Source organism: Nitrincola iocasae (assembly GCF_008727795.1).
Taxonomy (GTDB): Bacteria; Pseudomonadota; Gammaproteobacteria; order Pseudomonadales; family Balneatricaceae; genus Nitrincola; species Nitrincola iocasae.
In genome coordinates, this window is record NZ_CP044222.1 from 1,036,268 (window position 1) to 1,051,824 (window position 15,557).

The following is a 15,557-nucleotide window of genomic DNA, read 5'->3' on the forward strand; positions in this document are numbered from 1 at the left end:
TCCATGGCGTTTGATCAGACCACCCGTGGCCGCTTACAAAAGTTCGTCAACGCAAGCCGAGAACTGCTCAGTGAAGAGCTGACCCGTCAGCTGCAAGCCACCTACGGCCTCGACCCGAAGACTGGCACCGTTGCCGACTTGAGTGAGCTCAAGCACCTGGACAACCGCGAGCGTCAAACCGCCCAGTTGTTGCGTGAGATTCTGCAGCACTATATCGCTGCCACGCCAGGTAAAAATACCAAGGAGCAAACGCTGCAGTCGCTGGACCGGCTGGTACGCGAACAGGCCTTTACTGTGCTCAACCGCATGGCCGCTCTGCGCATGATGGAAGCCCGTGATGTACTGATGGAGTCCATCGCCAAAGGCTACAACTCCAGAGGCTTTGAGCTGTATAAAATGCTGTCGGGCACCAGCCAGGGTGAAACCGGTGATGCCTACCGCAACTACTTGTTCAGCCTGTTTGACGAATTCAGTGTCGATCTGGAGCTGCTGTTTGATCGCCATGGTGCCCAGGGCCAACTCTTCCCCAGGGAATCCGCGTTGCTGGAACTGCTGGAGCAGATTAATCACCCGGAGATCGAACACCTCTGGGCAGAAGATGAAACCATCGGCTGGATCTACCAGTACTTCAACTCTCAGGAAGAGCGCAAAAAAATGCGCAAGGAGTCCCAGGCGCCGCGTAACAGCCGCGAGCTGGCCGTTCGTAACCAGTTTTTCACCCCGCGCTATGTGGTCGAGTTTCTGGTGGACAACACGCTTGGACGAATCTGGTTTGATGTAACACAGGGTAGCACCAGCCTTTATGACCGCTGCCAATACCTGCTGGTAAAGCCGGAAGAGCTGGAAGCCAAACGGGCGGAACCGGCAACACGTACCCTGCGTGACCCACGTACCCTCAAACTCCTCGATCCGGCCTGTGGCTCCATGCACTTTGGCCTCTATGCCTTTGACCTCTTCCTGGAGATCTACCGCGAAGCCTGGGCATGGGAGCAACAGCAGGGCCCTGGCAGTTTGGATCTGTCCACTCAGACTGATGCAGGCTTTAAGCCGTTAATCCAGACCTACACAGACGAAGCGGCTTACCTGCGCGATGTGCCACGCCTGATCATTGAGCACAACATATACGGGGTGGATATCGACCCCCGTGCCGCCCAAATTGCGACGCTGGCACTTTGGCTGCGTGCCCAGCGTGCCTGGTATGAGGCTGGCGTTAAGGCACCGCAACGCCCGATTATTGGTCAAGGCCATGTGATCGCTGCCATCGCGCCGCCTGCGGAAAAAGAGCTACGCCAACAGTTTGCCGAACAGTTGGATAAAAAGGACGCTGAACTATTCGAGAAAACCCTGCAGCTACTGCATAACCTGCCTGAGCTTGGTGTACTACTGCAGGTTGAGCAAGAACTGCCCAAGCTGATCAAGCAGGTATACGGAGGTAGTGGCTACGGGCTGTTTGCAGCACAGGAGCAGGAAACCTGGCAGCAGGCAGAGCAACGGCTGCGGCAGGCGCTGAGTACCTTTACCGAGCAGGTTAGTAGCAGTTACCAGAGCAGACTGTTCGCCTTGGATGCACTCCAAGGGCTGCGGTTGATTGATCTGACTCGTGAAGTCTTTGATGTGGTGGTTATGAATCCTCCTTTCGGAGAGGCTTGTTCAGGAGCAGAAAGTTATATTAGTAAAAAGTACCCGAATTGGAATAAGAATATTTTATGTGTTTTTATAGAACGATTGTCTATGCTGTTATGCCCGAAAGGTTATTTGGCTTCCGTAATTGATCGAAGTCCATTAAATAAGTCGAGCTACAGCAAATTCAGGGAGAGTATTTTACTTAAAAATAACTCATTGGAAATGGTGTTGGATTTAGGTTGGGGTGTGTTAGATGCTAATGTTGAAGTTTCATCAGTAATTCTTGGTGAAGAGGTCGGCGCTTCGGAGTTAACTACCTTTATCGATTCGAGAAAATACAGTCTTGATGATAAGTCTACGTATATATATAAAGCTATAAATGATCATAAGGAATTGTTCGTTCACAAAACCAATAGTTTCGCTCAATTTCCAAACTCTTCCTTAGTTTACGAGCTGTCTGATAATCTATTAGATTTATTTTCACGGCTACCTAATTTTAGTAACCAAGGCTTCACAGGATATACTGGACATCAACTTCAGTCTGACAGGCATTTTCGATTGTTTTGGGAGCTCCCTCTCACCGAAGAAGTCGAAAAAAACGAAAAGTATGTAAAAATGTACAATGGTGGGGAGTTTGTTCGGTATGTTCACCCTCGCAGAGATGTGGCTATTTTTGGTCCTTATTCAAAAATTGGTTCGGAAAACTTTCCGTCATACTCTTATAGACTTCAGAACAAAGACAAGCATTTTTTGAAGGGTGTCGGTTTTGGGGTTAGGGGTGATATTCTTGATTCACATTTAATCGATGATGACAATACAATTTTTACCGTAGAAGGACAGTGTATACCAATATCTCATGAAGATGAGCGTTGGCTTTTGTTGGCTATTCTAAATAGCCAAATAACCTCGACATTGCTAAATACATTCTCAGGACAACACAAGTATTCAGGGTATACGAACCTCCTGCCTATAGCCGCTGGTTGTGAATCTTTATCTAGAAATATAATAAATTTAACAAAAGAAATACACTTCATTAAATCATCGTATTATAAGTACGATGAAACAACTGTTTTTTTTGATGCTCCTTATTTAATAACAGCTTTTAATGATGGTCATTCAGTGGAGAAATTGTTACATGATCTAATTGAAAAGATTGAATCTGATAACAGAAATATTCAAAAAATTCATCATGAAATAAACTGTTTTATTCTTAAGTTCTATGGAATTAAAGATGATGAATCAATTTCTCAAGTGAAAAACGATATGCTTCAGTCACCAGATGAAGTTGTTCCTGTATGGGGGGGGCTTGAAAGAAATGAAATAAAAGAAACTGTGTGTTTTGAATTTATTAACTACCTTGTTGGTTGCTTATTTGGCCGATTTGATGAAAAGCAAGAAAAAGTTTCTTGTATAGTGGAAGATGACACCTTAAATGGTCTTTCCTATTTGATCAGTGATAGGTGGCTGCCTATTTTCGAGGACTTAAGACCTATCGTAGGTATTGCCTCAGGAAGGCAGGGGATTTCGACTTTCTTCACTCAAACAAATAAATTCTTCGAATGGCATCTTAAAAAATTCACATGCTCAAGACGACCAAGCCCGGTATACTGGCCACTACAAACACCATCCGGATCCTATACTTTATGGGTTTATTATAATCACCTAAACGAGCAAACGCTTTATGCTTGTATCAACGATTTTGTTGATATTAAGATAGAGGAGGTTTTGCAAGATTTGAATAGCTTACGTGGAAAACCTGCCCGTAGCAGACAAGAAGACAATGATCTAGAAAAACTCAGCGACCTTTCCAGTGAGCTGTACGACTTTCGTTATGAATTACTGCAGCTGGCCAAATTCTGGAAGCCGAATCTAAACGATGGTGTGCAAATTACAGCTGCACCCTTATGGAAGCTATTCCAACACAAAGCTTGGCAGAAAAAGCTCAAAGAAACCTGGGTCAAGCTGGAGAAAGGCGACTACGACTGGGCGCACCTGGCGCTGAACTATTGGCCCGATCGCGTGCTGTGCAAATGCCACGAAGACCGGAGCCTGGCCATAGCCCATGATGTCGAAGAAGAGTTCTGGGAAGAGGTCGAAGTACCGGTGATTCGCCGTGGTAAGGATACCGGCGAGACTAAGCTAGAATGGCAACCTAAAGATCTGTCTGAAGCCCAGCTGCAGGCATTGATTCACCAAGTCCGTCAGGAACTAAGTCTATGAGTACCCAAAGTACCTCTGCACGCCGAGGCATCCCTCGTATTGAATCGATTAAGGTCGAGAACTACCGGGCGCTGAAAAAAATTGAGCTGAAAGACTTGACGCCGCTCACCGTGCTGCTTGGCCCCAATGGCAGCGGCAAGTCGACAATTTTTGATGTGTTGAGTTTTTTGTCGGAGTGCTTTCAATTCAATCTTCGTCAAGCCTGGGATCGCCGTGGGCGTGCTAAAGAATTGAAAACTCGCGGTCAAACTGGTCCGATTGTGTTTGAGCTTAAATACCGTGAGCAGCCAGGTATGCCTGTGATCACTTATCACTTGGCTATTGATGAAGGCACCAAAGGGCCTGAGGTGGTTGAGGAGTGGTTGCAGTGGCGTCGAGGCCAAAAGGGTAAACCTTTCCGCTTTTTGGAGTTTTCACGTGGTAAAGGTCGTGCCGTCAGTGGTGAAACCCCTGATGAAGATAATCAGCGCGAAGAAGTTAACCTACGCTCGCCGGATTTGATCGCAGTGAACACCTTGGGTCAGCTCTCAGATCATCCACGTATTGCCGCCTTACGTGAGTTCATCACTGACTGGTATGTGTCTTATCTGTCGATCGATCAAACCCGACACCAGCCAGAAGCCGGGCCGCAGGAGCGCCTGAGCAAAAGCGGCGAGAATCTAGCTAATGTGATTCAGTACTTAAAAGAGCAGCACCCGGAGCGCTTGGAACAGATTTTTAAAGTGCTGCGCCAGCGCATACCCCGCTTGGAACAAGTAGAAGCTTCACCCATGCCGGATGGGCGTTTGCTGCTACAGATTAAAGATGCCCCCTTTGAGCAACCAGTGCTATCTCGCTATGCCTCCGATGGCACCATGAAAATGCTCGCCTACTTGGCAGTGCTTTACGACCCTGAACCCCCTCGTTTTATCGGAATAGAAGAGCCGGAGAACTTTCTCCATCCACGTCTGTTGCCGGAGCTAGCCGAGGAGTGCCGCAACGCTGCAGCTAATTCACAGCTATTTATCACCAGCCATTCTCCGTTCCTACTCAATTCCATGCGTCCAGAAGAGGTGCGGGTACTTTACCGTGATGAGCAAGGTTTCACTAAAGCGGTACGTGTGTCGGATATCCGTGGTATTAAGGAATTTGTACAAGAAGGTGCCAGCCTGGGTTATCTCTGGATGGAAGGTCACTTTGGCATGGGTGATCCTTTGGTGAACTTTGGTGCACCACGTACCAAAATAGGGAAATGAGCATGCTTGAAAAGCTGATGATCTTTGTGGAAGAAATATCCATGGAAGCCGCACTTGAGCAGCTCATGCCTAAGCTCTTGCAGGATGTTGAGTTTGAAATTTACCGCTTCCAGTGTAAAGACGATCTGTTGAAAAACCTTCCAGCACGGTTGCGTGCCTACAGCAGTTGGTTGCCACCTGAATGGGCTATTCTGGTGCTAGTAGATCGAGATAATAACGACTGCCGTGAGTTAAAGCAGCAACTGGAAACTGTGGCGCAACAATCCGGTTTGAGTACCAAAACCCAAGGAGGTGACCGCTTTCAGGTGGTCAACCGCATCGTCATTGAAGAGCTAGAAGCCTGGTTTTTTGGTGATTGGCCTGCGGTCAAACAGGCCTACCCGCGTGTACCGGACAATATCCCGCAAAAAGCCCCCTTCCGTAACCCCGACGCAATCAAAGGTGGGACTTGGGAAGCTCTGGAACGGTTGCTAAAAAGGGCGGGCTACTTCCCCGCAGGCTTGAACAAACTGCAATGCGCTCGTGAAGTCGCTACTCACATGACCCCTGATGCCAATCGCTCCGCCAGCTTCAATGCGTTTGTACAGGCCATTAACGCCATCAGGGTATGTGAATAAGCTAAGAAAATTTGGACGTATAGTGACCTTGGTGGGTTATGGCAGGAGTTTTATACATGAGCATTATGCAGCAGTCGAGCAAAGCACAGGACCGGCCACTCGGTATATGGTTCCAGCATATTCAGCAGGGGCAGATCAAACTACCCCGTTTTCAGCGCTACGAAGCCTGGGATAAAGGCCGTATCGTCAGCTTTCTTAACACAGTAATTAATAACTTGCCCGTCGGTGTCACGTTGGCACTGGATGTGGCAGGTGATGAGCCTTTTATATCCAGGCACATCGCGACCGCTGAGGTGTCCACCAAGGTGGCTGTTACCCAGCACCTGCTCGATGGTCAGCAGCGCCTAACTGCATTCTGGCGCAGTATGCACAATAATTACGAGTGGGAAATGTACTTTGTATACTTCCCCGAATTTGATCAAAGCAATTCAGCGGATGAGTTTGAAAAAACCATCCGTTGCCAGAAACGGTGGTTAAACAAGCACGGCAACCGCATGCCTCTATGGACGGACGAGCCTGAGCAATGCTTCGTTCGCGGTTTGGTTCCAGTTGATCTACTCTGTCCTGGAGATATCGCCAGCAAAGTGGATAGCTGGATTAGCCAGGCGACTAAGTCGCTAGAGCCGAATGATAACGATCCTGATGCTCTGAAAAAGTACAAAGTCTACACGGCAACAAGAGATAAGCTGAAAGATGAGATTGTTCAGTTACGTGAACGGGTGAGACACTTTAACTTGCCTTACCTTTCGCTTCCGCCTGATACCTCTAAGGATGTGGCACTGCAGGTGTTTATCAACATGAACACCAACAGCAAGCCGCTCTCTCTGTACGATATCATTGTGGCTCAAATAGAAGAGGTAGCTGACCAATCGCTCCATGACCTGGAAGATGACCTGAGGGCAAAGTGCCCAAAAGCTGCTCGTTTTGGTGATGTACGCAACATGATTTTGGCTACCTCGGCACTGCTGCAGGAGAAGATACCAAACAACCGTGGCATGGTTGAAATGAATAAGCAGTCTCTGCTCGATAACTGGTACAAGCTTGAACGGGGCCTGGAGCGAATGGCGGAGCTGCTGGAGTGCCAGGGTGTTTTTGATGAAGCCCGATTGCCTACGAATGCCGTGCTGGCCGTGATTGCAGCTCTTTATGACTTGGTTCCTGAAAATGGTGACTTTGTTGCCAAGGCTGAAAAGCTGTTGCGTAGTTACTTGTGGTCGGCTTTTTTTACTGATCGTTATGAAAACTCGGCTTCTTCCCGTGCTTATGCTGATTTCAAAGCACTAAAAGAGTTGCTTTCAACCCCCAGTTTTGATTTTAACGACTGCGTAAAAGTGCCAGTTCTAAACCGTGATGATTACCCGTTGGTCGGCAACGATGCGTTGATGAATGCAGGGTGGCCCAAAGCCATGGGGATTGAGGCTAGGGGTATTTTAGCCGTATCCAGTTACTTTGGTGCACATGACTTTGCGGATAATAAGCCCATATCAGCAGCCAATATTGTGCTGCGTGAATATCACCATATATTCCCTGATGCACTGCTATCTGAGGCTGGTATCAAGAGCTACTATGCTCTGAACTGTGCTCTGATTACCTGGAAAACCAACCGAATTATTGGCCGTAAAGATCCGCTAGCCTATATCAAGGAGCGTGTAGACTTGGCTGATGAAGCCAGTGTCAAAGATCGCTTAGACACTCACCTGATCTCTTACGAGCAACTTAGCCAAGCACACTATGGTCAGCTGACGGGAGATGATCTCAAGCAGCGCCTTGAAGCCGATTTCAATGCGTTTATGCGTACTAGGGCCATGCTGGTGGAAAAAACTGTAATAGAACTTGCTGCGGGTAAACAACCGAACATACAAAGCATTTGGCAGCACCAGGAGACGACTGCATGAGTATCGCAACATTTATCCAGCAAGAAATTTTTGCCGCCCGGCTTGCCAGTGCTGATTCCCATCAAGTGCTGGTGGTGTACGACCCGGACCTGCGTTATCGCCAACTTTGTTTAGATATGGCCGATAAGCACAGGGTTGTGGTGGACGCCACTAAATCCAGTCTGCAAAGCCGTGCACAGGCACTGGAAGCACTGCAGCATCTGGGGCAAAAACTCATTGATCAGCTTCTAGTCTATGTGCCGGTAGCAAAGCCGCTGGAAGATGAAACTCGACAGACCGACCCCTTTGCTCTCTATGCCGCCTGTGGCGCGGTCTTCCCTGAGGGCGATGGTGATGAGTATCGCAACCTGTGCATGAAGGCTAAGCCGGACCATGCTACCCAGATTCGCAGTATCTTTGACAAAGACCCTAACCCTAGCTTTGCGGTGATTGATGCCGTAGGTGGAGGGCTTGAGTGGCCCAACCTACGTACTTTATTGGAGGTTGAATCCAGTCGCGATATTCTGTTTGCATTGCTGTCACCGAGTGAGCGCCAACAAGAGTCGCTCAAAGGAACAGACGCTTGGGTGACCGAAGTTAAAACCTTGCTACAAAATGCCATTGGCTTTAAGTTGCGCACCCGTGCCAAGAGCTGGAGCAGCATAGCAGATGAGCTTTGGACCTACTTACTATTTAGTGAATTTGCCTTCGATTTGCCTACTGAATTGCCTGAAGCATTGGGTACCATGCCACGTGCACCCGCTGAAGCAGAGCCGTTGATTGAAGACCTATGTGAGCGACTGCGTAACGATCGTCGTACCCAGCCTGCTTACATTGATCGGGCCGAACGCATTGAATCCGAGCTGGAGCTGGTGAACCACTGTCAGGCAATGGCCGATCTGGGCCGTAAGGACACCTTTCCGTTTGAAGAGCGTACTTTCATGCATCAAGCTATTGTCGCCCTGCAAGCGGATGATACTGATCGGGTGCGCGATATTCTCGACCGCCATTCCCAGTCGGTTTGGACAGGTAAAGGGGAAAGTCAGGCGCAGTGGGACCTGTTGGGTTCAGCTTTGATGCTGAAGGAGGCTTGTGAGCAGCGGGAGCTGGAGCTACCTAATTATGTCCGCAATATGGAATCCTTACTGGAGTTCTACGTTTGTCAGTTGCGTGACGTGGACCGTTTGCACCGTGAGTTTGAGCAGGCTGTCAGCGATTATGACTGGCAGGATACCTTCGGTGTAATGGAACCTGTGAAACACCGCATACGGCAGAGCTATGGTCGTTTGATTGAGAAGGTGCAGATTAATTTCACTCGGCACCTAGAGCAGACTGGTTGGCCTGTGACAGGTTATCTGTCTAATACAGATGTGTTCGATAAGCTGGTGGCACCCAGGTTGCAGCAAAGCGGTCACAAAGTCGCTTACCTGATGGTAGATGCCCTGCGATATGAGCTCGGCGTTGCACTGGAGCAGCAGCTCAAGGAAGATGGAAAAGTAGAACTCAAACCTGCTCTGGTACAGCTCCCCAGTATTACCTTGGTAGGTATGGCCAGTCTTTTGCCTGGCGCATCATCCAGCCTGGTACTCAAAAATACGGATGCTGGGTTGGTGCCGATGATGGGGGATCAGGCAGTTAGTACCGTTCCTCAGCGGATGGAGTGGGTGCGTAAACGTTATGGTCAGCGTTTCCAGGAAGGGCGTCTGGAAGATTTTGTGCGCAGTAAGTTTGATGTGGACGATACCACAGAACTTTTGATTCTGCGCTCAGTTGAGATCGATAGCCACTTTGAAAACCATCCTGATACAGCACCTGAGCAGATTACAAAAGCACTTCAGCGTATCCGCAGAGCTGTACATAAGTTACAGGAACGCGGGTTTAACCAGATTGTGATTGCCACCGATCATGGATTCTTCATGAATACCCATGCAGGTGCGGGGGATACCTGCAAGAAGCTTCCGGGGAACTGGCTCAATATCCATGAGCGCTGCCTGTTGGGTGATGGTGCTGAGGATCCCAACCATTACTTACTCAGTGCTGAGAAGGCAGGGATTCGAGGTGATTTCAGTAAGCTAGCAGGGCCCCGATCCATGGCAGCGTATCGCTCTGGGCTGCTTTATTACCATGGCGGAGCATCGCTGCAGGAATGTGTGGTACCTGTGCTGGATATTCAACTTAAAGAGGCTGAACAACCAGCGATTCAACAGGCTAGTGTGGTTCTGAATTACAAGAATGGCGCCAAGCGTATCACCACCCGGATGCCAGTGGTTGAATTAAGTGTTGAAACCCAGGATATGTTCTCTGTGGGGGTGTCGTTTGAGGTGCTACTAGAAGCCCAGAACAAAAAAGGTGAAGTGGTAGGTGAGGCTAAGCCTGGTGGAGTGGTTAATTCCGCTACTGGCACAATTACTCTTGAACCAAATAATAAAGCCCAGGTGACTCTGCGTATGCTGATGGAGTATGAGGGTAAATTTAAAGTAAAAGCTCTTAACCCAACGACCTTAGCAGTATATGCTCAATTAGAATTGGAAACTGACTACACGGTATAGCTCATGGATGCTCTGGATCAACGAATTAGCCAAGCTTTTGACGGTAAAGTTGTCCGCAAGGATTTAGTTCACCGTATAAAAAAAGGGACAAATGTTCCTACCTTTGTACTGGAGTTCCTGCTGGCAAGATATTGTGCCAGTGATGACGAGGCGGAAATTACCGCGGGTATGGAGGCTGTGCTTGAAACCCTGCAGGACAACTATGTGCGCCCTAATGAAGCCAATAAAGCGCAATCGGTGGTGGCAACCAAGGGTAAGCATCGCTTTATCGACAAAGTGCATGTGAACTATGTCGAAAAAGACCGACGTCACTGGGCTGCACTGGAAAACTTCGATTCCCGCAAAGTAGCTATCAGCGAGAAGTTCTACCGTGACAACGACCGCTTGTTACAGGGTGGCCTCTGGTGCGAGGTGACTATTGCTTACAACGAAATCGAAGACGACGATTACGCATTCTATATTGAAGATTTGCGTCCAATTCAGCTAAGTCGTTTCAGCTATGATCAGTACTGCGAGGGACGTGATGAGTTCAGCCGTGATGACTGGATGGATGTGGTGCTTCGCTCTGTCGGCTTAGAGCCAATAAAACTGACGCAGCGGGTGAAGATGCATTTCATCGCTCGACTGCTGCCACTTGTAGAGCCCAATTTCAACTTCATCGAGCTCGGACCGCGAGGTACTGGTAAGTCTTACTTCTTCAGTGAGTTCTCACCTTACTCCACCCTGATCAGTGGTGGCCAGGCGACAAAAGCCACGCTGTTCTACAACAACCAGCGTAAAAAAATAGGACTGGTCGGTTTTTGGGATACTGTTGCATTTGATGAAGTAGGTGGGATCAAAGTGAAAGATCCTGACACTATCCAAATCATGAAGGACTTTATGGCCAATGGCCGCTTCTCTCGTGGTGTCGAAGTGATCGCTGATGCCTCAATGGCATTTGTTGGTAACCTTGATCTTTCTGTTCAACAGATTGTTAACTCTGAGGTCTACGACTTATTCCAGCCATTACCTAAAGAGTTTGATCTTGCTGTGATGGATCGCTTTGCATTTTACTTACCTGGTTGGGAAATGCCTAAGAATAGCAGTGAGTTCTTGACCAACAATTATGGCTTCATTACCGACTACCTGGCGGAAGCCTTCCACTACCAGATGAAGCATACCAACCGCTACGAAGAAGTTTCCAAGCGGATTCGCCTGGGCTCTGCAGTAGAAGGTCGAGACGAGAAGGGTATCAAGAAAACAGTCTCTGCACTGATTAAAATCCTGCATCCATCAGCCCCCCCCAGTGATGAAGAGTTTACTGAGTACGTGGCGTATGCGGTTGAATGCCGTCGCCGAGTTAAGGAACAGATGAATAAGCGCAAAACCGATGACGAGTTTGCGCGTATTAACCTATCCTACTTCGATACCAACGGTCGTGAAGTGGTCGTTTACTGCCCGGAGTCTAAAAACGCTGATGCCACTCAGGAACCATTACGGAAAAATATCCATAACCCCGAAGCTGCGACTGATCTACCTGACGTTTATACGCAGGATGAGCAGGCACCTGAAATGGAGGTGGCAAAAGTAAAGAGCATTCAGCCTGTCGCAACAGAAGCTGGGCCTATAATGCTGCAGGATACCCCCCAAGAGCAGCACTTCACTATTTACTATGGTGACACCGGACACAGCTACGAATCCATCGTAGGACCCTACCTGATCGCGGCAAAAGTCGTTGAGATAGAAGACCCTTATATCCGAGCTACACACCAGGTTCAAAACTTCGTCCGCTTTTGCGAAGCCGTGTTGAAAGTATCCACCGTCAGAAAAATAGTCCTCACCACTAGCTATGATGAGGATACAGATATCAAAGAACTGTCTGAACGACTGCAGGAGCTGAAGCAGAGCCTGATTGAGCTGGATGTTGAGCTAGAAGTGAAAATCAATGAAAACCTGCACGACCGAGAAATCCGCATTGATAACGGCTGGATAATTAAGATAGGTCGCGGTTTAGACTTCTTCCAAAAACCGGATAGTTGGTTTGGTATAGGTGTTACTGATCTGACACTGAGGAAATGTTTAGAAACTAAGGTAGATATATATACAAAATAATCATTTAAATATATTTAAACCATGTATATGGAGCGTTGACTAATTTTATATTTTTTGGTTAGGTTATTGTGTGTAAATATTTCAAGAAAAGCAAGCCTGTATTGAAATTATTATAATATTTAGTAACTATTTTAAAAGTCAATGGGGTAAATAAGAGTGTGTGGCAAAAGCAATAATGTTACTCCAAGAGACTATATTTATTTTAGCAATGCTAAAGAAGTAATAAGCTATATTGATTCATTAGAGGGAAAGGCGATTAAGCCTGAGTCAAAGATTACACCCTTGCTTCCTTCTGCGAAAGATTTTTTAGAGTTTATAGGGTATGAATCAAACATATTAGTATCTCTGATATTGTCAAGTCATAAACAAAATGAGCAAATGCCCTTTAGTCGAGCTACTATTTTCAAAATACCTAAATTTTTTAATGGATTGGTATCACTTAGTAAAAAAACGCAGCATAAGTTTATTAGCTATTTTTTTGAAAAAATTCCTGGTGATATAGAAAGTAAATCGATCCGGTTGCCTAAGGATTTTAATGGTGGCGCTGCAGATGGATGGCTTGGGTTGATTGATGGAATAAAAAACTCTAAGCGTGGATTGGGTGAGTTTTCTGTTTTGATTCAGTTTATTACTGAAAGGATGAATAAAGAGGCTGATTTATTGACGCGTGTTTCAAATGCGTCAATAAGTGATGAAGATAGACGTAGTCTATATTTTGATACTTTGACTAAAGAAACTCTTATTCAAGATGAAGTAATTGAAGCCATAAGGGTACTTTCTGAAAATAAAGAATATCAATATTCAATTTATATTAAATCATTATTAGTCTGTAGTTTGAAGTTGGATTTTTATTATTCTGCGATTGCTTGCTTGGAAGTAGGATTGATTCGTTTAATAAGAATTAAATCTCCAGAGTTGATTCAGGCAAGGCCTGATTGGTTTGTTGATGGGGTTATATATAATTTTATTAGAAAATTACGATTTAATGAAAATTATATTTATATTGAAAACCCTTTTTCACTTTACCTTGATTGGTTGGCAGGAAGTGATGGGCCGTTAGTTAGTAATTCACCTATAAGTAGGGCTAAGTTAGCTTCATTTATCCCCCTGGAAAATGAAGAGGATACTATTAATGGATACACTAGAGATGAAAAGCAAAAGGATTTACTTAAGGATTGGAAAAAATCAAATTACCCCAGTCATAAAAAGTTTTACCAATTCATTATTAACTTCAGTGATGATTTTTCATGTGATCCGACCTTCCTTACTGATATAGGTTTTGTGTCAATTATTTTAGATAAACTATTTTTGCAGTTGTTGGATGATCTAAAAGTTTTTAGGTCTGTTGATAGCTACAAGGTTATGGAGGAATCTGTTCTACGTTATAAAGAGTACCGTTCTTATTTTGAAAATAAATATGCTGGTGTTGAAGATTTTACGAGGTAAGGCTTCAATGCCTTACCTCGTTTTTTAAATTTCAGAGTGTGAATTTACTGTTCGTTAATGAAGGGCTTTTTACAGTAATATTCCGATTTCCAGCTGTATTTGTTATTGCTTTCTTAAGAGCTAAACGTTCATGGTCATCACCATGCTGAATAAAAATGATCGGAGCTGTAATTTTGCTTTCTCCTTTAAAAGTCCAAAAAAGCCAGCCAAGTAGACCTGTTTGATCAGCATGAGCAGAGTAACCTGTAACCGTAGATATGTTACACAAGATTTCCCGATAAGGAATTTCAGTGTTTGTATATTCTATATATATTTTCCCACGGTGGCGTTTACGTTCGCAATTTTCAATATTTTTTAAAGAATTGAATTCAGATGCTATTGAGTTAGGCGCCGCGTATCCAACTAAGCCTAAAATGTTATTTTCATCGAGTACTACTTTAGGTATCCAGTTAGTAACTGCACCACCATCACAACTTCCAGCGCTAGCAACAATTATACGAGGACGATTTAATTCAATAGCATTTCTTTCTTGATGGGATTTTATTACTTTTACTCTTGATTTCCAATTCTTGGCAATTGAATTTCCGAATTTTTTGGCGAGCTCTGGAAATTTTGGTGTTTCTCCTAAGCAAATACGAATAATATCGATAGCTCTGTCTACCTGAAATGGATCAGTATCATCGAGTTCAAACCAACGAAATATTTGTTTTCCTAGCCACATTGGCCTAACCTTTTTTAGGTTTTTACCAAGAAAATCTGTTCGCTCAATAGCCTCTAAAATAATAGGTGTAAGCTTATTAGCTGTTGGTGAGTCTAGTATTAACTCAATATCAGAATATTTAGCTTGTTCATTGTTTAACACCCAATGGAGATCAAACAGAAGGTCTTGAATACGCCCTAGTGAGAAGGATGGCAATAGAGTGGTGCTTTTTTGGGTAACAATATGGTTACAGATATCAGTTAGCTGCTGCCAACGGAAATTAGGTGATAGCTCTTCAATAGGTCTTATTTTTCCTCCATAGGTTGACTCAATAACTGCATAGTCAAACTCACGAGGGTGCATCATATGACGAATTATTGGTAAGTTTTCTTCGTTTTCTAGAGAAGTTCCTATATCACCTGAAAAAATAATACTCTTTTGCTCTCCTGTACCAACAGGACCCCAGTAAATACCAATTGCGACAGCCCCTATGATGTGACTTGTTCGGTAGAAGTTGATAAATAGGTCTTTATCGACTGCATGTAAATTACCACCAATGAGCGATTTTCCACGGGGCTCGAACCAAGTAATGCTATTGATATCCTCATTACCATAAGGTGCACCTAGCTTAACGGCATCTGCTAGCATTATTTTGGCTATCTCTGCAGTTTCATGTGTACAGATAATTTTGCCTTTAAAGCCTTTTTGGTATAACAGCGGAATTAGTCCACAGTGATCCATATGTGCGTGTGTTAGTAGCACAAATTTGAGCTCGGCAGGATCGAATGGCCAATCTGTACCATTATTCCATATATCGGGATTACCTTCTCCTTGCTGAATGCCGCAGTCGACAAGAAAGTTCCAACCATTTGATGCATCATGCATCCAAGTACATGACCCTGTAACCCTATCCAATGGACCAAGAAATTCAATATTCATATAGCATCACCTCATCAATTTATTTACCTGATCGATTCTCCAGTGATGTGGCCCTGTCTAGTAGGGGGGTTGAGAGTCTAAGTTTTTGCATATTTTGAAACACCATTCCATAAATTGAGAGGATTCTAGGCAGGCTGCCTAGAATCCTCTCAAGAAAATAGGTATGTAAAACATCTAATCGGTTTCTGCGACAAAATATAACGCACACCTTCCTTATACTCCCAATTAATCAAGCAGTGATGGGAGTCAGTCATGTCATCTTC

Annotated in this window: 8 protein-coding genes; 7 read left to right on the plus strand and 1 reads right to left on the minus strand. The window is 45.4% G+C overall.

Going from position 1 to position 15,557, the window contains the following annotated elements; all coding sequences use genetic code 11:
• Positions 1–3: 3 nt before the first annotated feature.
• The 7 genes from pglX to F5I99_RS04920 all read left to right on the plus strand — a co-directional run bounded on the left by pglX (position 4) and on the right by F5I99_RS04920 (position 13,655).
• The gene (pglX, locus tag F5I99_RS04890; RefSeq protein WP_151053915.1) at positions 4–3,843 is read left to right on the plus strand and encodes a BREX-1 system adenine-specific DNA-methyltransferase PglX; all 3,840 of its coding nucleotides are present in this window, start codon (positions 4–6) and stop codon (positions 3,841–3,843) included.
• Entirely contained in the window at positions 3,840–5,078 is a 1,239-nt protein-coding gene (locus F5I99_RS04895; RefSeq protein WP_151053916.1) for an AAA family ATPase, read from the plus strand. Before pglX ends, F5I99_RS04895 begins: the two co-directional genes overlap by 4 nt.
• A 2-nt stretch (positions 5,079–5,080) precedes the next feature.
• On the plus strand, positions 5,081–5,695 hold the full coding sequence (locus tag F5I99_RS04900) for a DUF4276 family protein (protein ID WP_151053917.1): 615 nt from the start codon (positions 5,081–5,083) through the stop codon (positions 5,693–5,695).
• A 56-nt stretch (positions 5,696–5,751) separates the two neighbouring features.
• Positions 5,752–7,590: a DUF262 domain-containing protein gene (locus F5I99_RS04905; protein WP_151053918.1), complete on the plus strand. Its 1,839-nt coding sequence runs from the start codon at positions 5,752–5,754 to the stop codon at positions 7,588–7,590.
• Complete coding sequence (locus tag F5I99_RS04910; RefSeq protein WP_151053919.1) at positions 7,587–10,118, plus strand: PglZ domain-containing protein; 2,532 nt, start codon at positions 7,587–7,589, stop codon at positions 10,116–10,118. Before F5I99_RS04905 ends, F5I99_RS04910 begins: the two co-directional genes overlap by 4 nt.
• Before the next feature lie 3 nt (positions 10,119–10,121).
• Positions 10,122–12,209 (plus strand): BREX system Lon protease-like protein BrxL, encoded by a 2,088-nt coding sequence (gene brxL / locus F5I99_RS04915; protein WP_151053920.1) that lies wholly within the window; start codon positions 10,122–10,124, stop codon positions 12,207–12,209.
• A 156-nt stretch (positions 12,210–12,365) separates the two neighbouring features.
• Positions 12,366–13,655 carry a hypothetical protein gene (locus F5I99_RS04920; protein ID WP_151053921.1) on the plus strand — a complete coding sequence of 430 codons (1,290 nt, stop codon included), beginning with the start codon at positions 12,366–12,368 and terminating at the stop codon, positions 13,653–13,655.
• Between the two features lie 31 nt (positions 13,656–13,686).
• Here F5I99_RS04920 and F5I99_RS04925 read toward each other — a convergent pair whose 3' ends face one another.
• Entirely contained in the window at positions 13,687–15,294 is a 1,608-nt protein-coding gene (locus F5I99_RS04925) for an MBL fold metallo-hydrolase (RefSeq protein ID WP_151053922.1), read from the minus strand.
• Positions 15,295–15,557: the final 263 nt, after the last annotated feature.